Origin of the sequence: Pseudomonas sp. PDM13, assembly GCF_025685765.1 — a bacterium.
Lineage (GTDB): Bacteria > Pseudomonadota > Gammaproteobacteria > Pseudomonadales > Pseudomonadaceae > Metapseudomonas > Metapseudomonas solani.
The window spans coordinates 1-25,578 of sequence record NZ_JAOTQU010000026.1 but is presented as its reverse complement, the minus strand read 5'-3'; the positions used below and the strand labels follow the sequence as shown (position 1 = coordinate 25,578).

General features: G+C 65.1%; 31 protein-coding genes. 18 read left to right on the top strand and 13 right to left on the bottom strand.

The annotated features are described in order from the left end of the window. Window positions 1-8: 8 nt before the first annotated feature. Entirely contained in the window at window positions 9-929 is a 921-nt protein-coding gene (locus OEJ36_RS23865; RefSeq protein WP_263403637.1) for a lipid A biosynthesis lauroyl acyltransferase, read from the bottom strand. Window positions 930-1,071: 142 nt separating this feature from the next. On the opposite strand from OEJ36_RS23865, the gene minC reads away from it, so the two are divergent. The 7 genes from minC to lpcA all read left to right on the top strand — a co-directional run bounded on the left by minC (window position 1,072) and on the right by lpcA (window position 6,279). Next, entirely contained in the window at window positions 1,072-1,818 is a 747-nt protein-coding gene (minC, locus tag OEJ36_RS23860; RefSeq protein ID WP_263403636.1) for a septum site-determining protein MinC, read from the top strand. A 99-nt stretch (window positions 1,819-1,917) separates the two neighbouring features. Then, the gene (gene minD / locus OEJ36_RS23855) at window positions 1,918-2,733 is read left to right on the top strand and encodes a septum site-determining protein MinD (RefSeq protein ID WP_263403635.1); all 816 of its coding nucleotides are present in this window, start codon (window positions 1,918-1,920) and stop codon (window positions 2,731-2,733) included. Then, window positions 2,730-2,984, top strand: a complete 255-nt coding sequence (gene minE / locus OEJ36_RS23850) for a cell division topological specificity factor MinE (protein ID WP_021221290.1) — start codon at window positions 2,730-2,732, stop codon at window positions 2,982-2,984. The genes minD and minE overlap by 4 nt, the downstream gene beginning before the upstream one ends. 65 nt (window positions 2,985-3,049) lie before the next feature. Then, window positions 3,050-3,685, top strand: a complete 636-nt coding sequence (locus tag OEJ36_RS23845) for an RluA family pseudouridine synthase (RefSeq protein WP_263403634.1) — start codon at window positions 3,050-3,052, stop codon at window positions 3,683-3,685. A 4-nt stretch (window positions 3,686-3,689) separates the two neighbouring features. After that, a complete protein-coding gene (locus OEJ36_RS23840) occupies window positions 3,690-4,265 on the top strand; it encodes a class I SAM-dependent methyltransferase (RefSeq protein WP_263403633.1) in 576 nt (191 codons plus the stop codon). 122 nt (window positions 4,266-4,387) lie between these two features. Further along, window positions 4,388-5,677 (top strand): M18 family aminopeptidase, encoded by a 1,290-nt coding sequence (locus OEJ36_RS23835; RefSeq protein ID WP_043245473.1) that lies wholly within the window; start codon window positions 4,388-4,390, stop codon window positions 5,675-5,677. Window positions 5,678-5,691: 14 nt separating this feature from the next. Next, window positions 5,692-6,279 (top strand): D-sedoheptulose 7-phosphate isomerase, encoded by a 588-nt coding sequence (gene lpcA / locus OEJ36_RS23830; protein ID WP_263403632.1) that lies wholly within the window; start codon window positions 5,692-5,694, stop codon window positions 6,277-6,279. A 181-nt stretch (window positions 6,280-6,460) separates the two neighbouring features. Here the strand turns inward: lpcA and OEJ36_RS23825 are convergent, their stop codons facing one another. After that, the gene (locus OEJ36_RS23825; RefSeq protein WP_021221295.1) at window positions 6,461-7,177 is read right to left on the bottom strand and encodes a UTRA domain-containing protein; all 717 of its coding nucleotides are present in this window, start codon (window positions 7,175-7,177) and stop codon (window positions 6,461-6,463) included. A gap of 301 nt (window positions 7,178-7,478) precedes the next feature. On the opposite strand from OEJ36_RS23825, the gene OEJ36_RS23820 reads away from it, so the two are divergent. Genes OEJ36_RS23820 through OEJ36_RS23795 form a run of 6 tightly spaced genes read left to right on the top strand, consistent with a single transcriptional unit; the run spans window position 7,479 to window position 12,662 of the window. Then, window positions 7,479-8,537 (top strand): ABC transporter substrate-binding protein, encoded by a 1,059-nt coding sequence (locus tag OEJ36_RS23820; protein ID WP_263403631.1) that lies wholly within the window; start codon window positions 7,479-7,481, stop codon window positions 8,535-8,537. Between the two features lie 56 nt (window positions 8,538-8,593). Beyond that, window positions 8,594-9,400, top strand: a complete 807-nt coding sequence (locus OEJ36_RS23815; protein WP_263403630.1) for an alkaline phosphatase family protein — start codon at window positions 8,594-8,596, stop codon at window positions 9,398-9,400. Continuing rightward, window positions 9,379-10,239: an ABC transporter permease gene (locus OEJ36_RS23810; protein ID WP_043245477.1), complete on the top strand. Its 861-nt coding sequence runs from the start codon at window positions 9,379-9,381 to the stop codon at window positions 10,237-10,239. Before OEJ36_RS23815 ends, OEJ36_RS23810 begins: the two co-directional genes overlap by 22 nt. After that, window positions 10,226-11,023: an ABC transporter permease gene (locus tag OEJ36_RS23805; RefSeq protein WP_263403629.1), complete on the top strand. Its 798-nt coding sequence runs from the start codon at window positions 10,226-10,228 to the stop codon at window positions 11,021-11,023. Before OEJ36_RS23810 ends, OEJ36_RS23805 begins: the two co-directional genes overlap by 14 nt. After that, complete coding sequence (locus OEJ36_RS23800; RefSeq protein ID WP_263403628.1) at window positions 11,020-12,009, top strand: ABC transporter ATP-binding protein; 990 nt, start codon at window positions 11,020-11,022, stop codon at window positions 12,007-12,009. Before OEJ36_RS23805 ends, OEJ36_RS23800 begins: the two co-directional genes overlap by 4 nt. Then, on the top strand, window positions 12,009-12,662 hold the full coding sequence (locus tag OEJ36_RS23795; protein WP_021221301.1) for an HAD family hydrolase: 654 nt from the start codon (window positions 12,009-12,011) through the stop codon (window positions 12,660-12,662). The genes OEJ36_RS23800 and OEJ36_RS23795 overlap by 1 nt, the downstream gene beginning before the upstream one ends. Window positions 12,663-12,725: 63 nt before the next feature. Here OEJ36_RS23795 and OEJ36_RS23790 read toward each other — a convergent pair whose 3' ends face one another. Then, on the bottom strand, window positions 12,726-13,211 hold the full coding sequence (locus OEJ36_RS23790) for a GNAT family N-acetyltransferase (RefSeq protein WP_263403627.1): 486 nt from the start codon (window positions 13,209-13,211) through the stop codon (window positions 12,726-12,728). Between the two features lie 122 nt (window positions 13,212-13,333). Here OEJ36_RS23790 and OEJ36_RS23785 point away from each other — a divergent pair, with 122 nt between their 5' ends. Further along, entirely contained in the window at window positions 13,334-13,726 is a 393-nt protein-coding gene (locus tag OEJ36_RS23785; RefSeq protein ID WP_263403626.1) for a VOC family protein, read from the top strand. A gap of 3 nt (window positions 13,727-13,729) precedes the next feature. On the opposite strand, the gene OEJ36_RS23780 is transcribed toward OEJ36_RS23785, so the two are convergent. Beyond that, window positions 13,730-13,912: a hypothetical protein gene (locus OEJ36_RS23780; protein ID WP_263403625.1), complete on the bottom strand. Its 183-nt coding sequence runs from the start codon at window positions 13,910-13,912 to the stop codon at window positions 13,730-13,732. A gap of 13 nt (window positions 13,913-13,925) precedes the next feature. Further along, window positions 13,926-14,168, bottom strand: a complete 243-nt coding sequence (locus tag OEJ36_RS23775; RefSeq protein ID WP_263403624.1) for a DUF465 domain-containing protein — start codon at window positions 14,166-14,168, stop codon at window positions 13,926-13,928. A gap of 130 nt (window positions 14,169-14,298) precedes the next feature. Between OEJ36_RS23775 and OEJ36_RS23770 the strand changes: the two genes are divergently transcribed. Then, a complete protein-coding gene (locus OEJ36_RS23770) occupies window positions 14,299-14,850 on the top strand; it encodes an RNA 2'-phosphotransferase (RefSeq protein WP_263403623.1) in 552 nt (183 codons plus the stop codon). A gap of 102 nt (window positions 14,851-14,952) precedes the next feature. Here OEJ36_RS23770 and ahpF read toward each other — a convergent pair whose 3' ends face one another. From ahpF to OEJ36_RS23755, 3 genes are all read right to left on the bottom strand, one after another. Then, window positions 14,953-16,509, bottom strand: coding sequence for an alkyl hydroperoxide reductase subunit F (ahpF, locus tag OEJ36_RS23765; protein ID WP_021221308.1), 1,557 nt, complete (start codon window positions 16,507-16,509; stop codon window positions 14,953-14,955). A 140-nt stretch (window positions 16,510-16,649) separates the two neighbouring features. Beyond that, window positions 16,650-17,213: an alkyl hydroperoxide reductase subunit C gene (ahpC, locus tag OEJ36_RS23760; protein ID WP_021221309.1), complete on the bottom strand. Its 564-nt coding sequence runs from the start codon at window positions 17,211-17,213 to the stop codon at window positions 16,650-16,652. Between the two features lie 178 nt (window positions 17,214-17,391). Further along, on the bottom strand, window positions 17,392-18,354 hold the full coding sequence (locus OEJ36_RS23755; protein ID WP_263403622.1) for an NAD(P)H-quinone oxidoreductase: 963 nt from the start codon (window positions 18,352-18,354) through the stop codon (window positions 17,392-17,394). 128 nt (window positions 18,355-18,482) lie between these two features. Here OEJ36_RS23755 and OEJ36_RS23750 point away from each other — a divergent pair, with 128 nt between their 5' ends. Both OEJ36_RS23750 and OEJ36_RS23745 read left to right on the top strand, forming a co-directional pair. After that, on the top strand, window positions 18,483-20,567 hold the full coding sequence (locus OEJ36_RS23750; RefSeq protein ID WP_263403621.1) for a carboxy terminal-processing peptidase: 2,085 nt from the start codon (window positions 18,483-18,485) through the stop codon (window positions 20,565-20,567). 93 nt (window positions 20,568-20,660) lie between these two features. After that, window positions 20,661-22,406 carry a bifunctional diguanylate cyclase/phosphodiesterase gene (locus tag OEJ36_RS23745; protein ID WP_263403620.1) on the top strand — a complete coding sequence of 582 codons (1,746 nt, stop codon included), beginning with the start codon at window positions 20,661-20,663 and terminating at the stop codon, window positions 22,404-22,406. Between the two features lie 22 nt (window positions 22,407-22,428). Here the strand turns inward: OEJ36_RS23745 and OEJ36_RS23740 are convergent, their stop codons facing one another. From OEJ36_RS23740 to OEJ36_RS23720, 5 genes are all read right to left on the bottom strand, one after another. Further along, window positions 22,429-22,899, bottom strand: a complete 471-nt coding sequence (locus OEJ36_RS23740) for a sel1 repeat family protein (protein WP_263403619.1) — start codon at window positions 22,897-22,899, stop codon at window positions 22,429-22,431. Then, window positions 22,899-23,264 carry a hypothetical protein gene (locus OEJ36_RS23735; RefSeq protein ID WP_021221314.1) on the bottom strand — a complete coding sequence of 122 codons (366 nt, stop codon included), beginning with the start codon at window positions 23,262-23,264 and terminating at the stop codon, window positions 22,899-22,901. Before OEJ36_RS23735 ends, OEJ36_RS23740 begins: the two co-directional genes overlap by 1 nt. Then, on the bottom strand, window positions 23,261-23,575 hold the full coding sequence (locus OEJ36_RS23730) for a helix-turn-helix domain-containing protein (protein WP_021221315.1): 315 nt from the start codon (window positions 23,573-23,575) through the stop codon (window positions 23,261-23,263). Before OEJ36_RS23730 ends, OEJ36_RS23735 begins: the two co-directional genes overlap by 4 nt. 134 nt (window positions 23,576-23,709) lie before the next feature. Then, entirely contained in the window at window positions 23,710-24,153 is a 444-nt protein-coding gene (locus tag OEJ36_RS23725) for a YkvA family protein (RefSeq protein WP_263403618.1), read from the bottom strand. A 422-nt stretch (window positions 24,154-24,575) separates the two neighbouring features. Beyond that, the gene (locus OEJ36_RS23720) at window positions 24,576-25,286 is read right to left on the bottom strand and encodes an FKBP-type peptidyl-prolyl cis-trans isomerase (RefSeq protein WP_263403617.1); all 711 of its coding nucleotides are present in this window, start codon (window positions 25,284-25,286) and stop codon (window positions 24,576-24,578) included. Window positions 25,287-25,316: 30 nt separating this feature from the next. Between OEJ36_RS23720 and OEJ36_RS23715 the strand changes: the two genes are divergently transcribed. After that, the coding region (locus tag OEJ36_RS23715) for a hypothetical protein (RefSeq protein WP_263403616.1) at window positions 25,317-25,578 on the top strand (262 nt) is incomplete at its 3' end.

Sequence of the window (25,578 nt, the reverse complement as noted above, 5' to 3'; positions counted from 1 at the left end):
GGCGCTGCTCAGTAGAGCTTCGGCTCACCTTCCGGCCGGGTCTTGAAGCGGCGGTGGGCCCAGAGGTACTGCTCGGGCAAGCGGCTCACGGCCTGCTCGATCCACTGGTTGATGCGCAGGCAATCGGCTTCTTCGCTTTCGCCCGGGAAGTCCACCAGCGGCGGGTGGATCACCAGGCGGTAGCCGGAGCCGTCGGCCAGGCGCTCCTGGGTGAAGGGCACCACCCGGGCGCGGCCCAGGCGGGCGAACTTGGTGGTGGCGGTGACGGTGGCGGCGGTGATGCCGAACAGCGGCACGAACAGGCTCTGCTTGCGGCCGTAGTCCTGGTCCGGCGCGTACCAGATGGCACGTCCGGCACGCAGCACCTTGAGCATGGAACGCACGTCGTCACGCTCGATGGCGGTGGCTTCCGCATTGTGGCGCTCGCGGCCCTGGCGCTGGATGAAGTCGAACAGCGGGTTCTTGTGCTCGCGGTACATGCCGTCGATGGTGTGCACCTGGCCGAGCAGCGCGGCGCCGATCTCCAGGGTGGTGAAGTGCAGCGCCATGAGGATCACGCCCTGGCCTTCCGCCTGGGCCTGGCGCAAGTGCTCCAGGCCTTCTATATGGGCGAGCTTGCGCAAGCGCGCGGCGGGCCACCACCAGCTCATGGCCATCTCGAAGAAGGCGATGCCGGTGGAGGCGAAGTTCTCCCTGAGCAAGCGCTCGCGCTCGGCAACGGACAACGCGGGGAAACACAGCTCCAGGTTGCGCCGGACGATGTGTCGACGCGAACCGGCGACCCGCAGCATCAGCCAGCCCAGGGCGCGCCCCAGGCGCAGCAGCACCGGGTAGGGCAACAGGGTAATCAGCCACAGCACCGCCAGGCCCAGCCACAGGGGCCAGAAGCGCGGGTGGAGGAAGGCGGCGCGGAAGCGGGGACGTTCCATCGGTGGATCCGTAGGGCTGCGTGGACAAAGGCCGGCATTCTACAGAAATAGCTGCCGGCCGGCGCCCATCCCGCCCCGCGCGTCTTGCGACGGCCCGGCGTTCTCGCTATAAGTCCTGCCCATCAGACCCAGCAGAAAGACCATGAGCCAAGCTGACCTTCTCGACCAAGATCCCGTGTTCCAGCTCAAGGGCAGCATGCTCGCCATCACCGTGATGGAGCTGGCGCACAACGACCTCGAACGCCTCGACCGGCAACTGGCCGACAAGGTCGCCCAGGCCCCCAACTTCTTCCAGAACACCCCGCTGGTGATGGCCCTCGACAAACTGCCGGCCAGCGAAGGCGAAGTGGACCTCGCCGCGCTGCTCGACGTCTGCCGCCGCCACGGCCTGCGCACCTTGGCCATCCGCGCCAGCAACGAACAGCACATCGCCGCCGCCAACAGCCTCGACATCCCCGTGCTGCCGCCCTCGGGCGCTCGCGAGCGGGTCATCGACCCGGTGGAGCCCGGCGCCAAGAAGGCGGCGAAAGCCCCGGAGAAGCCCGCCGAACCCGTGGCCCGCCCGACCAAGGTGGTGACCACCCCGGTGCGCGGCGGCCAGCAGATCTACGCCCCCGGCGGCGACCTGGTGGTGGTCGCCCCCGTGAGCCCGGGTGCGGAACTTCTCGCCGATGGCAACATCCATGTGTACGGTCCCATGCGTGGCAGGGCACTGGCAGGCATAAAGGGCGATACCAAGGCCCGGATCTTCTGCCAGCAACTGGCCGCCGAACTGGTGTCGGTAGCCGGTCAATACAAGGTCGCCGAAGACCTGCGGCGCGAGCCGCTCTGGGGGCATTCGGTGCAGGTCAGCCTGTCGGGAGATGTGTTGAACATCACCCGCCTTTAACGGATACTGCCGCGAATTTTCAGGGACCTGAACGGGAGCCAGGACGGCCGACCAAGGCCTGCAAGTTCCCGCTTTTCTTATTATTTGGGGTGAATCACCTTGGCCAAGATCCTCGTTGTCACGTCCGGCAAGGGTGGCGTGGGCAAAACCACCACCAGCGCCGCCATCGGCACCGGCCTCGCTCTGCGCGGGCACAAAACCGTCATCGTCGACTTCGACGTCGGCCTGCGTAACCTCGACCTCATCATGGGCTGCGAACGCCGCGTGGTGTACGACTTCGTCAACGTCATCAACGGCGAAGCGACCCTGACCCAGGCCCTGATCAAGGACAAGCGTCTCGAGAACCTCTACGTCCTGGCCGCCAGCCAGACCCGCGACAAGGACGCGCTGACCCTCGAAGGCGTCGGCAAGGTCATCGAAGAGCTGGCGCAGAACTTCGAATACGTGGTCTGCGACTCCCCCGCCGGCATCGAGAAAGGTGCCCACCTGGCCATGTACTACGCCGATGAGGCGATCGTCGTGACCAACCCGGAAGTCTCCTCGGTACGCGACTCCGACCGCATGCTCGGCCTGCTGGCCAGCAAGTCGCGCCGCGCCGAGAAGGGCGAGGAGCCGATCAAGGAGCGCCTGCTGCTCACCCGCTACAACCCGGAGCGCGTCACCAAGGGCGAAATGCTCGGTGTCGAGGACGTCGAGGAAATCCTCGCCATCCACCTGCTCGGTGTCATCCCGGAATCCCAGGCGGTGCTCAAGGCATCCAACCAGGGTGTTCCGGTCATCCTCGACGAGCAAAGCGACGCCGGCCAGGCGTACAGTGATGCCGTCGATCGCCTGCTCGGCAAGGAACTGCCCCACCGGTTCCTCGACGTGCAGAAGAAAGGACTCTTGCAACGCCTTTTTGGAGGCCGTGAATGAATATTCTTGACTTCTTTCGCGAGCGGAAGAAGCAGAACAGCGCTTCGATCGCTAAAGAACGACTCCAGATCATCGTCGCCCACGAGCGCGGCCAGCGCAGCCAGCCGGACTACCTCCCGGCGCTGCAGAAGGAACTGGTTGAGGTGATCCGTAAGTACGTCAACATCGACCAGGACCAGGTCCAGGTCCTGCTCGAGGACCAGGGCAACTGCTCCATCCTCGAGTTGAACATCACCCTGCCCGATCGCTGATCACTGATCGGGCTGGTGTGCTGGACGGCGGCTGCGGCCGCCGTCTTCATTTCCGGAATAGAACCATGCCTCTCTCGCAGATCGAAATACTCCACCAGGACCCGGCCTTCCTGGTCATCAACAAGCCGACCCTGCTGCTTTCCGTGCCGGGCCGCGCCGATGACAACAAGGACTGCCTGATCACCCGGCTGCAGGAGAACGGCTACCCGGAAGCGCTGATCGTCCACCGCCTGGACTGGGAGACCTCGGGCATCATCCTCCTGGCCCGCAACCCCGACAGCCACCGCGAGCTGTCCCGCCAGTTCCACGACCGCGAGACCGAGAAGGCCTACACCGCCCTCTGCTGGGGCCAGCCGGAACAGGACAGCGGGCGCATCGAACTGCCCCTGCGCTACGACCCGCCGACCAAGCCGCGCCATGTGGTCGACCACGAGCAGGGCCGCCACGCCCTGACCTTCTGGCGGGTGCTGGAGCGCTGCGGCAACCACTGCCGCGTCGAGCTGACCCCCATCACCGGTCGCTCCCACCAGCTGCGCGTGCACATGCTTTCCATCGGCCACCCGCTGCTGGGCGACCGCCTCTACGCCCACGACGAAGCCCTGGCCGCCCATGAGCGCCTGTGCCTGCACGCCAGCATGCTCGCCTTCAGTCACCCGGTCACCGGCGAGCGCCTGCGCTTCGAGTGCCCGGCGCCGTTCTGAGGCGATGACCGACAGCCTCTACTACGACCGCACCCAAAGCGCCCCGCCCTGGCCGGCCCTGCTGATGGCCATCGAGGCCCTCGGCCGCCCGGGCACCCGTGGCATCGACCTCGGCTGCGGCGCCGGCCGCGACACCCTGGAAATGCTCCGCCGTGGCTGGGAGGTGCTGGCCATCGACCGCGAGCCCGAAGCCATCGAACGCCTGCTCGGCCAGGTGTCGCCCGATCAGCTGCCGCGCCTGCAACCGCTCTGCGCCCGCTTCGAGGACTGCGAGCTGCCGCCCGCCGACATCGTCAACAGCGCCTTCGCCCTGCCCTTCTGCGCCCCGGCGGACTTCCCCGCCCTGTGGCAGCGCATCGACGATGCCCTGGCAGGCGGCGGTATCTTCTGCGGCAACCTGTTCGGCGAGCGTGACGACTGGGCCGGCCCCGAGCTGAGCATCTTCAGCGAGGACCAGGTACGGCAGCTGTTCGCCGACTGGGAGCTGCTGCACTTCGAAGTGATCGACCGCGAAGGCAGCACCGCCCGTGGCCGCACCAAGCGCTGGCACCTGTTTTCAGTGGTCGCGCGGCACCGCTGAAACCACGACGGCCGGCACAAGAACCCTGCTATCGCCGCCATGGTGAAAATTCACCGGCCTGCGCCTCCTAATCACCAAGCCCGATGCGATAAACTCCGGCCCATCGCTGTCTGGAGTCCGTTATGCGCGAAGAGTTGAACCAGGGCCTTATCGATTTCCTCAAGGCCTCCCCCACCCCCTTCCATGCCACCCGCAGCCTGGCCCAGCGCCTGGAGGCCGCGGGCTACGTGCACCTCGACGAGCGTGATGCCTGGCGCGCCGAGGCCGGTGGGCGCTACTACGTGACCCGCAACGACTCCTCGCTGATCGCCATCAAACTGGGCAAGCGCCCCATGCTCGACGGCGGCCTGCGCCTGGTCGGCGCCCACACCGACAGCCCCTGCCTGCGGGTCAAGCCCAACCCGGAACTGCACCGCCAGGGCTTCTGGCAACTGGGCGTCGAAGTCTACGGTGGCGCCCTGCTGGCGCCCTGGTTCGACCGCGACCTGTCCCTGGCCGGCCGCGTCACCTACCGCGCCGCCGGCAAGGTGGAAAGCCAGCTGGTGGACTTCCAGGCGCCCATCGCCGTGATCCCCAACCTGGCCATCCACCTCAACCGTGAAGCCAACCAGGGCTGGGCCATCAACGCCCAGACCGAACTGCCGCCGATCCTGGCCCAGCTGGCCACCGGCGAGACCCGCGAGTTCCGTGACCTGCTGGCCGAGCAACTGACCCTGGAGCACGGCGTCAGCGCCGATGCGGTGCTGGACTACGAACTGAGCTTCTACGACACCCAGAGCGCCGCCGTGATCGGCCTTGGCGGCGACTTCATCGCCGGTGCGCGTCTGGACAACCTGCTCTCCTGCTACGCCGGCCTGCAGGCCCTGCTTGCTGCCGAAGGCGACGAAAGCTGCGTGCTGGTGTGCACCGACCACGAGGAAGTGGGCTCCTGCTCCGCCTGTGGCGCCGACGGCCCCTTCCTGGAGCAGGTGCTGCGCCGTCTGATGCCCGAGGGCGATGCGTTCGCCCGCACCATCCAGCGCTCGCTGCTGGTCTCGGCCGACAACGCCCACGGCGTGCACCCCAACTACGCCGACAAGCACGACGGCAACCACGGGCCCAAGCTCAACGCCGGCCCGGTGATCAAGATCAACAGCAACCAGCGCTACGCCACCAACAGCGAAACCGCCGGTTTCTTCCGCCACCTGTGCCTGGAAAACGAAGTGCCGGTGCAGAGCTTCGTCACCCGCAGCGACATGGGTTGCGGCTCCACCATCGGCCCCATCACCGCCAGCCAGCTGGGCGTGCGCACCGTGGACATCGGCCTGCCGACCTTCGCCATGCACTCCATCCGCGAACTGGCCGGCAGCCATGACCTCGCCCACCTAGTGAAGGTGCTGGCCGCCTTCTACTCCAGCCACGACCTGCCCTGAACGGAGACAGCCGCATGCTCAGCCACATCCGCAACAGCCTCGAGGAAGCCCGGACGGCGCTGGACAACTTCATCGCCAACGAGCAGGCCCTGCGCAGCATCGAGCGCGCGGCGGAACTGCTGGTGGAAAGCTTCGAGAACAAGGGCAAGGCCTTCTCCTGCGGCAATGGCGGCTCCATGTGCGACGCCATGCACTTTGCCGAGGAACTGACCGGGCGCTACCGCAAGAACCGGCCGGGCATCGCCGCCATCTCCATCAGCGACGCCAGCCACATCAGCTGCGTGGCCAACGACTTCGGCTACGACCACATCTTCTCGCGCTACATCGAGTCCCACGGTCGCGAAGGTGACGTGCTGCTGGCCTTCAGCACCAGCGGCAAGAGCCCCAACGTGATCAAGGCCGCCGAAGCCGCCAAGGCGCTGGGGGTGAAGGTCGTCGCCCTCACCGGCAAACCCGGCTCGCTGCTCGAAGGCCTCGCCGACGTGTGCATCTGCGCCCCCGGCGGCGACTTCGCCGACCGCGTGCAGGAGCTGCACATCAAGGTGGTGCACATCCTCATCGAGCTGGTGGAGCGCAAGCTCTCCCCCGAGAACTACGTTTAGAAGCAGCGACAAGCGACAAGCCTCAAGCGGCAAGACCGCTCGTGTAGGGGCGAATTCATTCGCCCAGCGGGCCGCAGGCCCGCCCTTCCCTCCGGTTCCCGGGCTGAGCCCGGGCTACCCCGCTGCAACCTCCCCTTCGCCCCACCACTTGCAGCTTGAAACTTGCCGCTTGCAGCTGCCCTTATTCCGGCACCTCCACGCTGACGTGGATCGCATCGTGCCGCCAGAACTCCAGGTCGCAGTCGATCAGCCGGCCGTGCTGATCGCGGTTGACGCGGGTGATGCGCAGCGCCGGGCTGCCGGGGGCGACCTTGAGGGTCGAGGCGGCTTCGGGGTGCAAGGCCGTCGGCACCATGTCGAAGCGCACGCGGCCGTAGCGGATGCCGTATTCGCTGCCGTAGAGATCGGTCAGCGAGCGGGTCAGGTCGAAATCGAGGATGCCGGCGAAGTACTGCGGGTTGAGGTAATGCTCGACGTAGAGCACCAGCCGCCCGTCGATGCGCCGTGCCCGGCGGATCTGGTAGACGCTGGACAGCGCCGGCAGCTCCAGCAGTTCGCAGACTTCCACAGTCGCCGGCATCAGCCGTGCGCTGAGCACTTCGGTGGCCGGAACCCGGCCCTGCTCGCCGACCATGGCGTGGAAGTGGCTGCGCACCAGGGGGTTGTAGGCCACCCGTGGCGGCGAGACGAACCAGCCGCGGCGCTCCTCGCGGTAGATCAGCCCTTGCGCCTCCAACTGGCCCAATGCCTCGCGCAGGGTGATGCGGGTGGTGTCGAACAGCTCGCTCAGCTTGCGCTCGGCCGGCAGCTTGCCGCCCAGGGGCAGCAGGCCGTGTTCGATCTGCTCCTGCAGCGCTCGGCAGATGGCGGTAACGGTACGGGGCGCCTCTTCGCGCATCGAAAAACTCCAATCTGGAATAGACCAGCACCATAAAAGTGCGATGCCGACGGTGGTGTGACCATCCTATGCAGCCTAGATGACTGTCCCGTGACAGCACCTGCGACGTGCAGGGTGCATGCCAGCGACACCGTCCCACACCAAGCACCATGGGACGTGCGGCCATGGTCTACGCTTGCTGACGCCGGAAGAACGGGGCCCGCAGAGCCGCGCGGTGCAATGAAACCGTCATCTATGGCCTTTAGATTGGCCTGGGTCTTGCTGATCTAGACCAATACTCAACCCTGCTAAGGAGCTTCATATGAAACGCCTGCTGCTGGCTTCACTGATTGGAACCACCCTGGCCCTGAGCACCCAGGCCATGGCGGATGACGCTGCACTGAAGGCCCTGGAAGACGCCGCCCGCAAGGAAGGCGCGGTGAACAGCGTGGGCATGCCCGACAGCTGGGCGAACTGGAAGGACACCTGGGTCGACCTGCAGAAGAAGTTCGGCCTCAAGCACATGGACACCGACATGAGCTCGGCGCAGGAAATCGCCAAGTTCGCCGCCGAGAAGGACAACGCCACCGCCGACATCGGCGACGTCGGCGCGGCCTTCGGCCCCATTGCTGCCCAGCAGGGCGTCACCCAGGCCTACAAGCCCAGCACCTGGGACCAGGTCCCCGCGTGGGCCAAGGACCAGGACGGCCACTGGGCCCTCGCCTACACCGGCTCCATCGCCTTCATCATCAACAAGCAGCTGGTGAAAGAACCGCCGAAATCCTGGGCCGACCTGGAGAAAGGCAAGTACAAGGTCGCCATCGGTGACGTCAGCGCCGCCGCCCAGGCCGTAAACGGCGTGCTGGCCGCCGCCATCGCCAAGGGCGGTGACGAGAAGAACATCCAGCCGGGCCTGGACCTCTTCGCCAAGATCGCCGAACAGGGCCGCCTGTCCCTGTCCAACCCGACCATCCAGACCCTGGAGAAAGGCGAAGTCGAAGTCGGCATCGTCTGGGACTTCAACGGCCTGTCCTACCGCGACCAGATCGACCCCAGCCGCTTCGAGGTGCTGATCCCCTCCGACGGTTCGGTGATTTCCGGCTACACCACCATCATCAACAAGTACGCCAAGAACCCGAACGCCGCCAAGCTGGCTCGCGAGTACATCTTCAGCGACGCCGGCCAGATCAACCTGGCCAAGGGCAACGCCCGCCCGATCCGCGCCGAGCACCTGACCCTGCCGGCCGAAGTGCAGGCCAAGCTGCTGCCCAACGAGCAGTACGCCAAGGTGCAGCCGATCAAGGACGCCAAGGCCTGGGAAGAAACCTCCAAGGCACTGCCGAGCCTGTGGCAGGAAAACGTCATCATCAACATGGAATAATGTGACGCACGGGCGCCGGCCCTGGCCGGCGCCTCGTCACATCTGGGTGCCCGCTCATGAAGCACAAAGCAATCCTGGTCCTGCTGGACGGCCTCAACCACGGCGTCGCACAACACGCCATGGGCCACCTCCAGGCTTATTGCGCCGCCGGCCGGGCCGCGCTGTACAAACTGGAATGCGAGCTGCCGGCGCTGTCCCGCCCCCTCTACGAATGCATCCTCAGCGGGGTGCCGCCCATCGACAGCGGCATCGTGCACAACGACGTCTCGCGCCTGTCCAACCAGCGCAGCGTGTTCCACTACGCCCGCGACGCGGGGCTGACCACCGCCGCCGCGTCCTACCACTGGTTCAGCGAGCTGTATAACCGCTCGCCCTTCGACGCCGCCCGCGACCGCCACACCGAGGCGCCCGAACTGCCCATCCAGCATGGCCACTTCTACTGGGCCGACCACTACCCGGACGCGCACCTGTTCGCCGATGCCGAGAGCCTACGCCTGCGCCACGCACCGGACTTCCTCCTGGTGCACCCGATGAACATCGACGACGCCGGCCACAAGCACGGCCTCGACACGCCGCAATACCGCAACAGCGCGCGGGTCGCCGACATCATCCTCGCCGAGTACCTGCAGCGCTGGCTCGATGCCGGCTACCAGGTGCTGGTGACCGCCGACCACGGCATGAACAACGACCGTTCGCACAACGGCCTGCTCACCGAAGAGCGCGAAGTGCCGCTGTTCGTCCTCGGCGACGCCTTCAGCCTCGACGGCTATGCGCAGCCGAAGCAGACCGACCTTTGCGGCACCCTTTGCGAACTGCTGGGCGTGCCCCACGACAAACCTGTATGCCGGGAGCTGTTGAAGTGAATTCAGCCAACCGCGGCAAATGGCTGGCGCTGCTGTGCCTGCTGCCATTCGCCATTTTCTTCATCGCCTTCCAGATCGCGCCACTGGCCTGGGTGGCGATCAACAGCCTGAACAGCCCCGAAGGCTGGGGCCTGGGCAACTACGCCAAGGTGTTCGCCTCCAAGTTCTACCTGCAGGCGATCAAGCACAGCCTGCAGATCGCCTTCTGGTCGAGCCTGATCGGCATCTTCATCGCCATCCTCGGCAGCTACTCGCTGCGCCAGGTGGACAGCCGCCTGCGCGACTTCGTCATGGCCTTCTCCAACATGACCAGCAACTTCGCCGGCGTGCCCCTGGCCTTCGCCTTCGTCATCCTCCTGGGCTTCAACGGTGCACTGACCCTGCTGCTCAAGCAGAGCGGGCTGATCGAGGACTTCAACCTCTACTCCAAGACCGGCCTGATCGTGCTCTACACCTACTTCCAGATCCCCCTCGGCGTGCTGCTGCTCTACCCCGCCTTCGACGCCCTGCGCGCGGACTGGCGCGAGTCCGCCTCGCTGCTCGGCGCCAGCACCTGGGACTTCTGGCGGCACATCGGCCTGCCGGTGCTGACCCCGGCGCTGCTGGGCACCTTCATCATCCTGCTGGCCAACGCCCTGGGCGCCTACGCCACCGTCTACGCCCTGACCACCGGCAACTTCAACGTGCTGCCGATCCGCATCGCCGCCATGGTCGCCGGCGACATCGCCCTCAACCCCAACCTCGCCAGCGCCCTGGCCATGGTGCTGGTGGGCCTGATGGCGCTGATCACCGTGGTCCACCAGTGGCTGCTGAAGAGGAGCTACCATGTCGCGCGCTGAAGCCCCTGCAGGCAACCTCTACCACCGCATCGTGGTCTGGCTGCTGTTCCTGATCCTGCTGCTGCCCCTGGCCGGCACCCTGCTCTATTCGCTGTCCACCAGCTGGTCGGCCTCCATCCTCCCCGATGGCCTGACCTTCAAGTGGTACCTGGCGCTGTGGAGCGACGCCCGCTTCCTCACTGCCTTCGGCCAATCGCTGCTGGTGTGCTTCGGCGCCCTGGCACTGTCGGTGGTGCTGATCCTGCCGCTGCTGTTCGTGGTGCACTACCACTTCCCGAAGCTCGATGCGCTGATGAACATCCTCATCCTGCTGCCCTTCGCGGTGCCGCCGGTGGTGTCTTCGGTGGGCCTGCTGCAGCTCTATGGTTCCGGCCCGCTGGCCATGGTCGGTACGCCGTGGATCCTGATCGGCTGCTACTTCACCGTGGCGCTACCGTTCATGTACCGGGCCATCACCAACAACCTGCAGGCGATCAACCTGCGTGACCTGATGGACGCCGCCCACCTGCTCGGCGCCAGCACCTGGAAGGCCGCGCTGCTGGTGGTGCTACCCAACCTGCGCAAGGGCCTGATGGTTTCGCTGTTCCTGTCGTTCTCCTTCCTCTTCGGCGAGTTCGTCTTCGCCAACCTGCTGGTGGGCACGCGCTACGAAACCCTGCAGGTCTACCTGAACAACATGAAGAACAGCAGCGGCCACTTCAACAGCGCCCTGGTGATCTCCTACTTCTTCTTCGTGCTGCTGTTCACCTGGGCAGCCAACCGCCTGAACAAGGACAAATCATGAGTTTTCTGAGCATTCAGGGGCTGCACAAAAGCTATGCCGCCACCTCGATCTTCAGCGACATCAACTGCGAGATCGGCCAGGGTGAGTTCGTCACCCTCCTCGGCCCTTCCGGCTGCGGCAAATCCACCCTGCTGCGCTGCATCGCCGGGCTCACCGAGGTCAATGGCGGCAAAATCATCCTCGACGGCCAGGACCTGGTGCCGCTGTCGCCGCAGAAGCGCGGCATCGGCATGGTGTTCCAGAGCTACGCGCTGTTCCCCAACATGACCGCCGCGCAGAACGTCGCCTTCGGCCTGCGCATGCAGAAGGCCAGCAAGGAAGAAAGCGCCCGCCGCGTGCAGGAAGCCCTGGCCATGGTCGAGCTGGACACGTACGCCGACCGCTACCCGCACCAGCTCTCCGGTGGCCAGTGCCAGCGCGTGGCCCTGGCCCGCTCCCTGGTCACCCGCCCGCGCCTGCTGCTGCTCGACGAGCCGCTCTCGGCCCTCGACGCGCGCATCCGCAAGCACCTGCGCGAGCAGATCCGCAGCATCCAGCAGGAGCTGGGGCTGACCACCATCTTCGTCACCCACGACCAGGAGGAGGCGCTGACCATGTCCGACCGCATCTTCCTGATGAATGCCGGGCGCATCGTCCAGAGCGGCGACGCCGAAACCCTCTACACCGCCCCGGTGGACGCCTTCGCCGCCGGCTTCATCGGCAACTACAACCTGCTCGAAGCCGAAGACGCCGCACGCCTGCTGGCGCGCCCGGTGGCCAGCCGCATCGCCATCCGCCCGGAAGCCATCTCGCTGAGCCGCGACGGCGCCATCGAGGCGGAAGTCCGCAGCCACAGCCTGCTGGGCAACGTCATCCGCTACCGCGTGGAAGCACGGGGTGTGGAACTGGTGGTGGACGTGCTCAACCGCAGCGCCGACGACCTGCATGGCAAGGGCCAGCGCATCGGCCTGTCCATCGACGACAACGCGATCCGGGAGGTGGCGTGATGACCCTGGCGATCTTCGATCTCGACGACACCCTCATCGACGGCGACTGCGCCAGCCTGTGGAGCGAACACATGGCCGCCATCGGCTGGGTGGACGGTGAGTCCTTCGTCAAGAAGGACCACGAGCTCATGGCGCTCTATGCCGAAGGCAAGCTGGCGATGGAGGACTACATGGCCTTCAGCCTCTCGCCCCTGGTGGGCCGCACGCCGGAGGAAGTGGCCTTCGTCGTCGAGCCCTTCGTCGAGGACGTGATCGAACCCATCTTCCACAGCGACGCCACCCGCTGCCTGGCCAGCCACCGCGAAGCCGGCGACCGCATCCTGGTGATCTCCGCCTCCGCGCACTTCCTGGTCAGCGCCATCGCCGAACGGCTGAAGATCGACGAGGTGCTGGCCATCGACCTGGAAGAGCAACACGGCCACTACAGCGGCAACACCCGCGGTGTGCTCACCTACCGCGAGGGCAAGGTCACCCGCCTGCACGCCTGGCTCGAGGCCGAAGGCGAAAGCCTCGACGGCGCCTACTTCTACTCCGACTCGCGCAACGACCTGCCGCTGCTCAAGCTGGTCAGCAACCCCCGCGTGGTCAACCCCGACCCGGCCCTGCGCGAACACGCCGAACAGGCCGGCTGGCCGATCCTCGACTGGCGTTGAGTCACCCCGCCCTGCGACATGCCGTAGGGCGGGTGAAACCCGCGTGCCTGGTTTGCCGAGAACTCAGCTATCGCCGTGGGCGAAAGCCTTGAGCTCGTCGCCGGCCATGCGGTAGCGCACCCACTCGTCCTGGGGGCTGGCGCCGATGGATTGGTAGAACTGGATGGCGGGCTCGTTCCAGTCCAGCACGCTCCACTCCAGGCGGCCGCAGCCGCTGTCGCAGGCCAGGCGCGCAAGGTGGCGCAACAGCGCCTTGCCGGCACCGACGCCGCGTTGCTGGGGAGAAACGTAGAGGTCTTCCAGGTACATGCCCTTGCGGCCCAGCCAGGTGGAGTAGCTGTAGAAATACACGGCGAAGCCGATGGACGTGCCGTCCAGCTCGCAGATCAGCGCGCGGGCCGGGGTGTCGCCCTCGAACAGGCTCTGCTCGATATCGGCGACGGTGGCGATGACTTCGTGTTCGGCCTTCTCGTAGATGGCCAGTTCGGTGATGAAGGCGAGAATCTGGGGGGCATCGCTGCGCACGGCATCGCGGATATGCAGGCTCACGGGAATTCCTTTCAGGGGGTGTCGGCGCCGAGGCGCGAAGGCGAACATGCTAGGCGCCGGCTGGCCAGCAAGAAAGAGGGCCGAGCATAATCGGCGTTCGTGGCCGCCCAGGAGAGTCGCTCATGCTGTCCCATGTCTGCATCGGTACCAACGACTTCACCCGTGCCCTGGCCTTCTACACACCGCTGATGGAGGCACTGGGGCTGCCGCAGAAATTCTGCGACCTGTCCCGACCCTGGGCGGGCTGGATGCCGGCGGATGCACCGCGTCCGTTGCTGGTGCTGGGCGCGCCGTTCGATGGCGAGGTAGCGGCCGTGGGCAATGGCCAGATGGTCGCCCTGCTGGCGCCGGACCGCGCCAGCGTCGACCGCTGCCACGCCCTGGCACTGGCCAATGGCGGCCATTGCGAAGGAGCACCAGGCCTGCGGCCGCACTATCACCCCGACTACTACGGGGCCTATTTCCGCGACCCGGATGGCAACAAGCTGTGCGTCTGCTGCCACCGGGCCGAGTGACGCTCAAGGCACCGTATTGTCGCCCTCGCCGGGCAGCTCTGGCTCGTGGTGGCGTGGTCGCAGGTCAGGCTGGGGGTCGCGCGGTTTCTGCAGGCGCTCCACCTCGGCCTGGTTCTCCACTTCCTCGTCGGGGGTGATCTCGGGCAGCTCGCCGTCCTCGGTAACGCTCGGGTCCCTGTCGATCATGGCGCGCCCTCCCTCAGGTGCCGTACTTCAGGCGCTGGACGATGCGGTCCTTGGCCAGCAGGCGCTCGGCCTTGAGCCTGTGCATATCCTCGTCCGATACGCCGAGACCGGCGTTGGAGCCCAGCTCCACCAGCTTGAGGTCGGCCGACTCGTAGTCGTCGATCAGGCGCACCAGCTTGCGGTCGTCGCGCTTGCGCTGCTCCAGCTCGCGGGCATCGATGCCGATGTCCTGGCTCAGGTCATGTTTGACGGGCATGTTCCACCTCGTGGTTTCGTGGTCGTCAGGAGTTGTGAGGGAGGTGGCCGGTGAAGGTTCGAGGTATTTGGTCGGTCCTGCCGTCGTGGCAGAATCTGCCCCTCAATCACGCAGGATGCAGGAGCTCACCATGAGCAATGGACCGGATGTCGAGGTAAGCCGCTTCCTCAGCTTTGTACTGAGGCACAAACCCGAGGCCATCGGCCTGCAGCTGGACAGCGAAGGCTGGGCCGATATCGAGGCGCTGATCACCGGTGCCGCACGCACGGGCAAGGAACTCGATGAGCTGGCGATCCGTCGCGTGGTGGCGAACAACGACAAGAAGCGCTTCGCCATTTCCGAGGACGGCCGGCGCATTCGCGCCGTACAAGGCCATTCGACCGCCTCGGTGCAGCGCCAGTACGACGCCGTGGTGCCGCCGCAGCGGCTGTTCCACGGCACCGCCAGCCGCTTTGTCGACAGCATCCTGCAGAAGGGCCTGATCGCCGGCTCACGTCACCACGTGCACCTCTCCGAAGACCGTGAAACCGCCACCCAGGTGGGCGAACGCTATGGCGAGCCGGTGATCCTCGAGATCGCGGCCAGCGCCATGCACGAGGACGGCTTCGAATTCCACCAGGCGGAAAACGGCGTGTGGCTGACGGCGCGGGTGCCGGTGGATTACCTCAAACGGGAGGGGTGAGCGCGGACATCACCGTCCCGGGCTGAAGCCCGGGCTACAAGGTCAGAACGGCCATGAAAAAAGGCAGCCCGAGGGCTGCCTTTGTTGTTGGAGCGGGGTGGATCAGGTGGTGCGGATCAGGTGGTCGAAGGCGCTCAGGGAGGCCTTGGCACCCTCGCCGACCGCAATCACGATCTGCTTGTAGGGCACGGTGGTCACGTCGCCGGCAGCGAACACGCCGGGCAGCGAGGTCTCGCCACGGGCGTCGACGATGATCTCGCCGCGCTGGCTCAACTCGACGGTGCCCTTGAGCCAATCGCTGTTGGGCAGCAGGCCGATCTGCACGAAGATGCCTTCCAGTTCCAGGGCCTTGAACTCGTCGGAGTTGCGGTCCTTGTAGGTGAGGCCGGTGACCTTCTGGCCATCGCCCTTCACTTCGCTGGTCAGCGCGCTGGTGATGATGTCGACGTTGCCGAGGCTGCGCAGTTTCTTCTGCAGCACGGCGTCGGCACGCAGCTGGCTGTCGAACTCGATCAGGGTGACATGGGCGACGATGCCGGCCAGGTCGATGGCTGCTTCCACGCCGGAGTTGCCGCCACCGATCACCGCCACGCGCTTGCCCTTGAACAGCGGGCCGTCGCAGTGCGGGCAGTAGGCGACGCCACGGCCACGGTATTCCTGCTCGCCGGGTACGTTCATTTCGCGCCAGCGGGCGCCGGTGGAGAGGATCACGGTCTTGGCCTTGAGGCTGGCACCGCTCTCGAACTTCACTTCATGCAGCTCGCCTTCGGCCTTGGCCGGGATCAGCTGGCTGGCACGCTGCAGGTTCATGATGTCGACGTCGTATTGCTTGACGTGCTCTTCCAGGGCACGGGCCAGTTTCGGGCCTTCGGTCTCCTGCACGGAGATGAAGTTCTCGATGGCCATGGTGTCCAGCACCTGGCCGCCGAAACGCTCGGCCGCGACACCGGTACGGATGCCCTTGCGGGCGGCGTAGATGGCGGCCGATGCACCGGCCGGGCCACCGCCGATCACCAGAACGTCGAAGGCGTCCTTGGCATTGAGTTTCTCGGCATCACGGGCGGAAGCGCCGGTGTCGATCTTGGCGAGGATTTCCTCCACGCCCATGCGGCCCTGGCTGAACAGCTCGCCGTTCAGGTAGATGCTCGGCACCGACATGATCTGGCGCTGCTCGACTTCATCCTGGAACAGCGCGCCATCGATGGCGACGTGACGGATGTTCGGGTTGAGCACGGCCATCAGGTTCAACGCCTGGACCACATCCGGGCAGTTCTGGCAGGACAGCGAAAAGTAGGTTTCGAAGTTGAACTCGCCCTGGATGCCCTTCACCTGCTCGATCACATCGGCTTCGAGCTTGGAGGGGTGGCCGCCGACCTGCAGCAGTGCCAGCACCAGGGAGGTGAATTCGTGGCCCATGGGGATGCCGGCGAAACGCAGGCTGATATCCGCACCGGGGCGTTCCAGCGAGAAGGAAGGCGTGCGGGCATCGCCACCGTCTTCGCGCAGGGTGATCTTGTCGGTCAGGCCGACGATGTCGTGCAGCAGGTCGCGCAGCTCCTTGGATTTGTCGCTGTCATCGAGGGACGCGACGATCTCGAACGGCTGGGTGACCTTTTCCAGATAGGCCTTCAACTGGGTTTTAAGATTGGCGTCCAACATGATTCGGCTCCTGCTTGTTTCGGGCAAAGGGGACCCCGCGGCGGACGCGTGCGCGTCCGCCCTGCTCGCTCGGATTCGGGCTTTTTGCAGGGTGGTCGGCATGAGGCCGACCACCGGGGGGAGGTACTGCGTTTTGTAGCTTAGATCTTGCCAACCAGGTCCAGGGACGGAGCGAGGGTCTTCTCGCCTTCCTTCCACTTGGCCGGGCAGACTTCACCCGGGTGGGCAGCGGTGTACTGGGCAGCTTTCAGCTTGCGCAGGGTCTCGCCGACATCACGAGCGATTTCGTTGGAGTGGATCTCAACGGTCTTGATGATGCCTTCCGGGTTGATCACGAAGGTGCCGCGCAGAGCCAGGCCTTCTTCCGGGATGTGCACGCCGAAGGCGTTGGTCAGCTGGTGGGTCGGGTCACCGATCAGCGGGAACTGGGCCTTGCCCACTGCCGGGGAAGTCTCGTGCCAAACCTTGTGGGAGAAGTGGGTATCGGTGGTCACGATGTAGACCTCGGTACCGGCCTTCTGGAACTCGCCGTAGTTGTTGGCGGCGTCTTCGATCTCGGTGGGGCAGTTGAAGGTGAAGGCTGCCGGCATGAAGATCAGGACCGACCACTTGCCCTTGAGGGATTCTTCGGTGACTTCGATGAACTTGCCGTTGTGGAAAGCGTTGACCTTGAAAGGTTGAACTGCGGTGTTGATCAGAGACATCGAGTGGACCTCTTATGAGTTGGAAGTGTGGGTTGAGAAATTTACCAGACGAATACTAGGTGGTTGCGCTGTAAAGAGCTTATTGATTGAAGGAATCGACCTCATTGATTTCCTATATCGCTCTGAAGCCCAGTAACCACGGGCCTTCCAGCCTGTCACCCAGGGTATCGAAAGGAAACTAGACGAGGGATTCGTCCAGTACGACAACCACCTTACCCGACACCTGGTTACTGTTCAGAGCGGCGAAGGCGGCTTCCACGTCCTTGGCGGCGAAGCTTTGTTCCAGCTGCGGCTTCAGGCGGCCTTCGGCGAACAGCGGCCAGGCATGCTGGCCAAGATCACGCAGCAGGTCGGCCTTGAAGGCGTCGTCGCGGTTGCGCAGGGTCGAGCCGATCAGCTGGATGCGCTTGCCCAGCACCAGGGCCATATCCAGCTCGGCCTTGCGGCCGCCCATGAGGCCGATATTCACCCAGCGGCCATCGCGGGCCAGCAAGTCGAGGTTGAGCGCGGCATAGTTGCCGCCGACCGGGTCGAGGATCACATCGAAGGGGCCGAAGTCGCGCAGGCTCTCCAGCGTCTCGCCGCGCAGTGCGCCGCCCTGGGCGCCGAGGCCCTCGCAATAGGCCAGGCGCTCGGCAGAACCGACGCTGACCCAGACCGGGCTGCCAAAGGCCTTGCACAGCTGGATGGCGGCGGAGCCGACGCCGCTGGCCCCCGCGTGCAACAGCACCTTCTCACCGGGCTTCAGGCCGGCCAGCTGGAACAGGTTGAGCCAGGCAGTGGCGTACACCTCCGGCAGCGCTGCGCCCTCCGCCAGGCTGAGGCCCTCGGGCACCGGCAGCACGTGACCAGCATCCACCACCACGTCTTCGGCCATGCCGCCGCCAGCCAGCAACGCGCAGACACGGTCGCCCACCTTCCACGCCGCACCCGCCCCCACTTCGGTAATCACGCCCGAACACTCAAGGCCGATGATGTCGCTCGCACCGGGAGGCGGAGGGTAATGCCCCGCCGCCTGCAACAGATCGGCGCGGTTCAATCCCGCGGCCGCCACACGAATGCGGACCTGCCCCACATCACAGTCAGGAATGGGGCGTTCAGCCCATTCCACGCGCCCTTCAACGCCTTGCAATGCTTTCACGCTGCCTCCATAGTGACCCAGGACTCGCCCGGCGGCTGACCGCCGGGCTTTTGCTTTGCGCCGATGGAACCCGGCGCCCTCAAATACGGCCTAATATGCGTTATCACCTCCCCCGACGTCGAATCAGCATGAAGCGTTCACTGATCTGCTCCGCCCTTGCGTTTGTATTCAGCATCAGCGTTCTGCCGCTGCATGCGTCCACCACCTCGGCAAGCGACAGCTGGGACTCCATCCAGCCCGACCGTGAGCAGGTGATAGCCAGCCTCAATGTGGTGGAGCTGCTCAAGCGCCACCACTACAACAAGCCGCCACTCAACGATGAGCGCTCGGTGAAGATCTACGAGGGCTACCTCAAGCTCCTCGACCCGGCGAAGATGTATTTCACCGCCGGCGACATCGCCGAATTCAACCAGTGGAAAACCCAGTTCGACGACTTCCTCAAGAGCGGCGACCTGGACCCGGGCTTCACCATCTACAAGCGTCATCTCGACCGCCTCAAGGAGCGCCTGGACTTCGCCCTGGCGATGCTCGACAAGGGCGTCGACAAGATCGACTTCAGCGTCGACGAGAGCCTCGAGACCGACCGCGAGAAGGCCACCTGGGCCAAGGACCGTGCCGCCCTCGACGACCTCTGGCGCAAGCGCGTGAAGGACGAAGTCCTGCGCCTGAAGATCGCCAATAAAGAGCCGAAGGCGATCCAGGAGCTGCTGGTCAAGCGCTACAAGAACCAGCTTTCGCGCCTCGAGCAGACCCGTGGCGAGGATGTGTTCCAGGCCTATATCAACGCCTTCGCACAGACCTACGACCCGCACACCCAGTACCTCTCCCCGGATAACGCGGAGAACTTCGACATCAACATGAGCCTGTCGCTGGAAGGCATCGGTGCGGTGCTGCAAAGCGACAACGAGCACGTCAAGGTGGTGCGCCTGGTGCCTGCCGGCCCCGCCGAGAAGAGCAAGCAGATCGCCCCCGCCGACAAGATCGTCGGCGTCGCCCAGGGCACGGGCGAGATGGTCGATGTGATCGGCTGGCGCCTGGACGAAGTGGTCAAGCTGATCCGTGGCCCGAAAGGCTCGGTGGTACGCCTGGAAGTGGTCCCCGCGAACAACGCGCCCAACGACCAGAGCAGCAAGATCGTCTCCATCACCCGCGAGGCAGTGAAGCTCGAAGAGCAAGCCGCGAAGAAGTCCGTGCTCAACCTCGAACATGAAGGCCACACCTTCAAGCTCGGCGTGATCGAAGTGCCGGCCTTCTACCTCGACTTCAAGGCGTTCCGCGCCGGTGATCCCGAGTACAAGAGCACCACCCGCGACGTGAAGAAGCTGCTCGGCGAGCTGCAGAAGGAGAAGGTCGACGGCGTGGTCATCGACCTGCGCAACAACGGCGGCGGCTCTCTGCAGGAAGCCACCGAGCTGACCGGTCTGTTCATCGACCAGGGCCCGACCGTGCTGGTACGCAACAGCGACGGCCGTGTCGACGTGCTGGCCGACGAGAACACCGGCATCTTCTACAAGGGTCCGATGGCCGTGCTGGTGAACCGCCTGTCTGCCTCGGCCTCGGAGATCTTCGCCGGCGCCATGCAGGACTATCACCGTGCGCTGATAATCGGTGGCCAGACCTTCGGCAAGGGCACCGTGCAGACCATCCAGCCGCTGAACCATGGTGAGCTGAAGCTGACCCTGGCCAAGTTCTACCGCGTCTCCGGCCAGAGCACCCAGCACCAGGGCGTGATCCCGGACATCGAGTACCCCTCGGTGGTCGACACCAAGGAAATCGGCGAAAGCGCGCTGCCCGAGGCCATGCCCTGGGACAGCATCCGCCCGGCCATCAAGCCCGAGGTCGACCCCTTCAAGCCCTTCCTCTCCGAGCTCAAGGCCCGTCACGATTCGCGCACTGCGCACAATCCCGACTTCGTCTACAGCCGCGAGCGCCTGGCCCTGGCCCAGAAGCTGATGAAGGAAACCACCATCACCCTCAACGAGGCCAAGCGTCGTGCCCAGCAGGCCGATATCGAGGCCAAGCAGCTGGCGATGGAAAACACCCGTCGCAAGGGCAAGGGTGAGGAGCCGCTGAAGGAACTGAAGAAGGAAGACGAGGACGCGCTGCCGCTGGACGATGACAAGACCAAGCCGGAAGACGATGCCTACCTGACCGAGACCGGGCAGATCCTGCTCGACTACCTGGGTCTGAATTCGACGGTCGCCAAGCACTGATCGAACGTCATCAGAACGTCACGAAACTGTCGTGAAATGCAGGGGCCGCTGATGCGGCCCCTTTGCTTTTGAGCCGCATTCACGAGAGCCAACATGACAGTCACCGAGCAGTTGAGCGCCTTGGGCCAGATCCTCGCTCACGGCGACCTGAACAGCCTTTTCCAGCCGATCATCTCGCTTTCCGAACGCCGCATCCTGGGTTACGAGGCCCTTACCCGAGGCCCCTCCAACAGCCCCCTGCACTCCCCCGTCACCCTGTTCGCCGTCGCCCGTCATGCAGGGCGCCTCAGCGAGCTGGAAATGGCCTGCCGCAAACGCGCCTGCACGCGCTTCCACGAGCTGAAGCTCGACGGCAAGCTGTTCCTCAACGTGTCCCCCGAATCCCTGCTCGACCCGGCTCACCAGCCCGGTCGCACCCTGCAGTTGCTGCAGTCCTTCGGCATCCCGCCGGGCCAGGTGGTGATCGAGCTGACCGAGCACGCCCCCACCGAGGACTTCGGCCTGCTGGACACCGCCCTGCACCACTACCGCGCCATGGGCTTCTCCATCGCCCTGGATGACCTGGGTGCCGGCTACTCCAGTCTGCGCCTGTGGTCGGAACTGCGCCCCGACTACGTGAAGATCGACCGCCACTTCATCGACGGCATCCACCAGGACGCGGTGAAGCGCGAATTCGTCGGCTCCATCCTCAAGATGGCCAAGGCTTCGCGAGCGCAGGTGATCGCCGAAGGCATCGAACTGCCCGAAGAACTGGCAGTACTCGCCGAGATGGGCCTGGATCTGGTCCAGGGCTACCTGCTCTGCCGCCCCCAGGAGCAGCCGCCCCGGGATGCCCGGCCGCTGCTGCCACAACTGGAGAGCACCAGCACCCTCGCCGACGATGGCTCCGACCTGCAGGCCCTGCTCAACGAGCAGGCAGCGGTGGACCAGAACACCCCCATCGCCGTGGTCCTGGAAGCCTTCCGCGCCCAGGCCAACCTCAACTCCCTGGCAGTGATCGACGCCCAACAGCAGCCGGTGGGCATCGTCCATCGCCACCTGCTTTCCGATGCCCTGCTCAAGCCCTTCGCCACTGATCTGTTCGCGCGCAAACCCATCAGCCGGCTGATGAGCGACGACTTCCTCGCGGTGGAGCTGAGCCAGTCCCTGCAGCGGGTCAGCCGCCTGCTCACCAGTCGCGCGCGTCAGCGTATCGAGGAAGACTTCATCATCGTTTCCGAAGGCCGCTACCTGGGCCTGGGGCGGGTGATCGACGTGCTGAAACTGATCACCGAGATGAAGATCCAGCAGGCCCGCCATGCCAATCCGCTGACCCTGCTGCCTGGCAACGTGCCCATCCAGCAGTGCCTGGCGCGCCTGCTGCAGCAGAGCCGCCCGGCGATGGTCTGCTACGTGGACATCGACAGCTTCAAGCCCTTCAACGACCTCTACGGCTACGCCAAGGGCGATGAAGTGCTGCTGTGCCTGGCGCAATGCCTGAACGAGCGCGTCGATCCCGCGCGGGACTTCGTCGGCCATATCGGCGGCGACGACTTCATGCTGGTGCTGGGCTCGGAAGACTGGCGCGCCAAGCTCAACTACCTGCTGGAGGATTTCCAGGGCCAGTGCCGGCGCTTCTATCGCAATGACCACCTGCAAGCGGGCTGCTTCATCGCCCACAACCGCCGTGGCGAGCGCGAGGAGTTCCCGCTGCTGTCACTGTCCATCGGCGTGGTCAATCTCAGTGCCGACGCCTGCGCCCACTTGGATGCCAGCCAGCTCGCCGCCCTCGCCTCGGAAGCCAAGCGCCACGCCAAGGAAGTGCCCGGCTACAGCCTGCACATCATCGACGCGGTTTGATCCGAGGTGATCGGCGGTGGGGTCAGAAGCCCCGTTGCGCGGCGCTGGCAGCCATGCGCTCGGCAGCGGCTGGGTCGGGTGCCAGGCCGGGCCCACCATCACGGTACAGGTCGGCCAGGCGCTTGGCCGCCAGCGGGTGCCCGGCGGCCTCGGCGAGCGCCCACCAGGACGCGGCTTCACCGGCGTCCGGCGGGTTACGGGTATCGCCTGCCAAGGTCACCACACCGAGCTGGTAGGCGGATTTGCCGTCACCGGCGTGGGCCGCCAGGCGCAGCATGCGGATGCCCTCTTCCCGAGCACCGAAGCCCTGGCCACGGTGCAGCAGGAGATGGCCATAGAAGCTCTGTGCAGCCACATCGCCGAGGTTCGCCATGCGCGCGTACTGGCCCTGCATCCAGTTCCAGGCACGCGGCTGGCGGACCAGCGAAGGCCAACGCAGCAACCAGCGGGCGACCCGGTAGCCAACATGGGCCCGCAGCTTCCACAGCAGCATCAGACTTCCTCGGGGTAGGTGAACTCGAATACCCGGACCACTTCCGCGGCATGCCAGGAGGCCGCGGCGATGCCATCCGGCGGGCCGGGAAAACGCCCCAGGCGTATCACGCATTCGAAGAAGCCGGTGCGCGGCAGGCGGCTGGCACCCTGGCTGATCACCAGCGAGCTGCGCAGCGGGCGTTCGGCCCGGGCATCCAGTGCAGCCAGGTGCTCCAGCGCAGCGGTAAGGGTCTGCATCGCGGGGGTGGGGAGCTGCAGCCGCTCAACCAACGCGCGATAGGTCAGCAGGTGGCGCTGGCGGCGCGCATCTTCGAGCTCACCGAGCAAGGCCTGCCAGTGCTGGCGGCTGATGCGCACGCTCAAGATTCGGACTCCCAACCGGCGACACCCAGAATATGGGCCAGCGAGCGCTTGATGGCCGTATCCGGCTCGCGCTCGCCGCTCTCGATCAGGGCCAGGTAAACCGGGCTGATACCAACGGCGCGGGCCAATTGTTCCTGGCTCTGCCCCTGCGCCTCACGCAATGCCTGCAGCTGCGAGAAAGCAGGGGTGGCGGCGGCGCTGCTGGGCGCCTGGGTGGCTTGTCCGGCAGCCTGTAGCAGTGCCTGGTAATCAGCCCAGGGCAACACTGCGTACTCTGCTTCACCGTCACGCATGATCACTTGCACGTTCATTGAAACTCCCGTGGACAGCAGTGCCGACAGCTTCAGCACTTTCCTTGCAGATCGCCATATTAACAGGGCGAATCAGCCTCCGGGGGCCATCAGTGAACAAGCTGTGAACCGTGTGCGCCTGCACTTCGCCGGCCTCAGAGCACCTCGTCGATCACCTCTTCACGAGCCGGTATGCGCTCCAGGGAAGCGCTCACTTCCGGCGTCTGCACCTCGCGCCAATGGCGGAAGGCGTCGATCTCGGCGCTCCAGGTCTTGAGCACCCAGGCGAGCACGCCGAGGTCATCGATCAGGCCGACACCGAGCACCCAATCAGGGATGGCATCCACCGGGGTGAGGAAATACACCAGGCCGGCGACGATGGAGAGCAGCGCCTTGGGGCTGATGTCACGGTACTGGCCACGCAGGCGCGCCACGCAAAGGGCCAGTAACACCTGCAGGTCGTCCTTCACCGCACCCAGGCGGCCGCTCTGTTTCGCGCTCTTGCGGGTCACCGCCAGCAACAACGCAGGCAATCTTCCGCGCGCCAGGAAACGCCGCGCAATGGGCAGGTAACGCTCGAGATTCGGGGGTATTTTCATGGTCGCTCCTCGGCAAACCGCATGGGAACGGGCCTATGGGCGGTTACCCACAGAAGCTGTGGATAACCTTGTTAGCAGTTTATCCCGACAACCTGCAAAAGCCCGCGCCACGCGGCTTCGCTACAGATCGGCGATTTTTTGGCCAAGCTAAAAACACCAACAAAATCAACTGGTTGAAAATCGACCAGCGCCTGCGACAGCAAACCGCAGTGACAAGTCCCGTGGTTACTCGGTCATGTGCATAACCGTAACACCAGGATGCCGGAACACCTTCGTTCAGACCCAGCAGTCAGCGTCAGGTTCGCTCCGCGACCGCACCGGCAAAAACGGTTACCGAAACGCAGCGCGGCTATCCGAAAGAGTGGCCCCGACCGCAGAAACGAAAACGCCCCGCAATGCGGGGCGTCTCGAAAGACAACGGCTTACTGCTGGGGAGCGGCAGCCGGGTCCTTGATGCCGATCAGTTCCAGGTCGAACACCAGAACGGAGTTCGCCGGAATCGCCGGGCTCGGGCTCTGCTCGCCGTAGGCCAGCTCGCTCGGGATATAGAGCTTGTACTTCTCGCCAACGTGCATCAGTTGCAGGCCTTCGACCCAACCCGGGATCACGCCGTTGACCGGCAGGTCGATCGGGCTGCCACGCTGGATGGAGCTGTCGAAGACGGTGCCATCGGTCAGCTTGCCTTCGTAGTGAACGGTCACCACGTCGGTGGCCTTGGGCTGCGCGCCATCGGCCTTCTTCACAACTTCGTACTGCAGGCCGGAAGCGGTGGTAGTCACGCCCTCACGCTTGCCGTTCTCTTCGAGGAACTTCTTGCCCGCCTTGGCGGATTCCTCGTTGAGCTTGGTCATGCGCTCTTCGGCACGCTTCTGCAGGAAGGCGAAGGCTTCGACCAGCTCGTCGTCCTTCAGGCGCTGTTCCTTCTTGCCGATGGCATCTTCGATGCCCTGGGCGACAGCTTTGGAATCCAGATCGTCCATGCCTTCCTGGGCCAGGCTCTTGCCCATGTTCAGGCCGATGCCATAGGAGGCCTTCTGTGCCGGAGTCTTGAGCTCGACGCTGGTCTGCGAATCGCAGCCCGCGAGCACCAGGCCCACCAGAGCCACAGCCGCTGCCAACCGATGTTGTTTCATGCTGATTCCTTGTCTGTCCGCCGTGATGGCATGTTCTATGAAGTCGCGAGCTTAGCAGGCCCCTGCGACCAGTGGCTATGGGCATATAGGATCGAAGAACAGGCAAATAGTTCAGCGCTGGACGGCGAGAAACGCATGAATTGCCAGCATTTTTTTGCGGAGGCGGGACGGGACGTCGGGAGGCTTTTTCGCAGGCAAAGAAAAAGCCCCCAGGTATCGCTACCTGAGGGCTTTCTATATATGGCGCAGCGGACGGGACTCGAACCCGCGACCCCCGGCGTGACAGGCCGGT

Bases quoted from the DNA above. Each gene is read 5' to 3' on its own strand.
- OEJ36_RS23865 (WP_263403637.1), bottom strand. From the start codon at position 929: ATGGAACGTCCCCGCTTCCGCGCCGCCTTCCTCCACCCGCGCTTCTGG.
- minC (WP_263403636.1), top strand. From the start codon at position 1,072: ATGAGCCAAGCTGACCTTCTCGACCAAGATCCCGTGTTCCAGCTCAAG.
- minE (WP_021221290.1), top strand. From the start codon at position 2,730: ATGAATATTCTTGACTTCTTTCGCGAGCGGAAGAAGCAGAACAGCGCT.
- OEJ36_RS23845 (WP_263403634.1), top strand. From the start codon at position 3,050: ATGCCTCTCTCGCAGATCGAAATACTCCACCAGGACCCGGCCTTCCTG.
- OEJ36_RS23840 (WP_263403633.1), top strand. From the start codon at position 3,690: ATGACCGACAGCCTCTACTACGACCGCACCCAAAGCGCCCCGCCCTGG.
- OEJ36_RS23835 (WP_043245473.1), top strand. From the start codon at position 4,388: ATGCGCGAAGAGTTGAACCAGGGCCTTATCGATTTCCTCAAGGCCTCC.
- lpcA (WP_263403632.1), top strand. From the start codon at position 5,692: ATGCTCAGCCACATCCGCAACAGCCTCGAGGAAGCCCGGACGGCGCTG.
- OEJ36_RS23825 (WP_021221295.1), bottom strand. From the start codon at position 7,177: ATGCGCGAAGAGGCGCCCCGTACCGTTACCGCCATCTGCCGAGCGCTG.
- OEJ36_RS23820 (WP_263403631.1), top strand. From the start codon at position 7,479: ATGAAACGCCTGCTGCTGGCTTCACTGATTGGAACCACCCTGGCCCTG.
- OEJ36_RS23815 (WP_263403630.1), top strand. From the start codon at position 8,594: ATGAAGCACAAAGCAATCCTGGTCCTGCTGGACGGCCTCAACCACGGC.
- OEJ36_RS23810 (WP_043245477.1), top strand. From the start codon at position 9,379: ATGCCGGGAGCTGTTGAAGTGAATTCAGCCAACCGCGGCAAATGGCTG.
- OEJ36_RS23805 (WP_263403629.1), top strand. From the start codon at position 10,226: ATGTCGCGCGCTGAAGCCCCTGCAGGCAACCTCTACCACCGCATCGTG.
- OEJ36_RS23800 (WP_263403628.1), top strand. From the start codon at position 11,020: ATGAGTTTTCTGAGCATTCAGGGGCTGCACAAAAGCTATGCCGCCACC.
- OEJ36_RS23795 (WP_021221301.1), top strand. From the start codon at position 12,009: ATGACCCTGGCGATCTTCGATCTCGACGACACCCTCATCGACGGCGAC.
- OEJ36_RS23785 (WP_263403626.1), top strand. From the start codon at position 13,334: ATGCTGTCCCATGTCTGCATCGGTACCAACGACTTCACCCGTGCCCTG.
- OEJ36_RS23780 (WP_263403625.1), bottom strand. From the start codon at position 13,912: ATGATCGACAGGGACCCGAGCGTTACCGAGGACGGCGAGCTGCCCGAG.
- OEJ36_RS23775 (WP_263403624.1), bottom strand. From the start codon at position 14,168: ATGCCCGTCAAACATGACCTGAGCCAGGACATCGGCATCGATGCCCGC.
- OEJ36_RS23770 (WP_263403623.1), top strand. From the start codon at position 14,299: ATGAGCAATGGACCGGATGTCGAGGTAAGCCGCTTCCTCAGCTTTGTA.
- ahpF (WP_021221308.1), bottom strand. From the start codon at position 16,509: ATGTTGGACGCCAATCTTAAAACCCAGTTGAAGGCCTATCTGGAAAAG.
- ahpC (WP_021221309.1), bottom strand. From the start codon at position 17,213: ATGTCTCTGATCAACACCGCAGTTCAACCTTTCAAGGTCAACGCTTTC.
- OEJ36_RS23750 (WP_263403621.1), top strand. From the start codon at position 18,483: ATGAAGCGTTCACTGATCTGCTCCGCCCTTGCGTTTGTATTCAGCATC.
- OEJ36_RS23745 (WP_263403620.1), top strand. From the start codon at position 20,661: ATGACAGTCACCGAGCAGTTGAGCGCCTTGGGCCAGATCCTCGCTCAC.
- OEJ36_RS23740 (WP_263403619.1), bottom strand. From the start codon at position 22,899: ATGCTGCTGTGGAAGCTGCGGGCCCATGTTGGCTACCGGGTCGCCCGC.
- OEJ36_RS23730 (WP_021221315.1), bottom strand. From the start codon at position 23,575: ATGAACGTGCAAGTGATCATGCGTGACGGTGAAGCAGAGTACGCAGTG.
- OEJ36_RS23725 (WP_263403618.1), bottom strand. From the start codon at position 24,153: ATGAAAATACCCCCGAATCTCGAGCGTTACCTGCCCATTGCGCGGCGT.
- OEJ36_RS23720 (WP_263403617.1), bottom strand. From the start codon at position 25,286: ATGAAACAACATCGGTTGGCAGCGGCTGTGGCTCTGGTGGGCCTGGTG.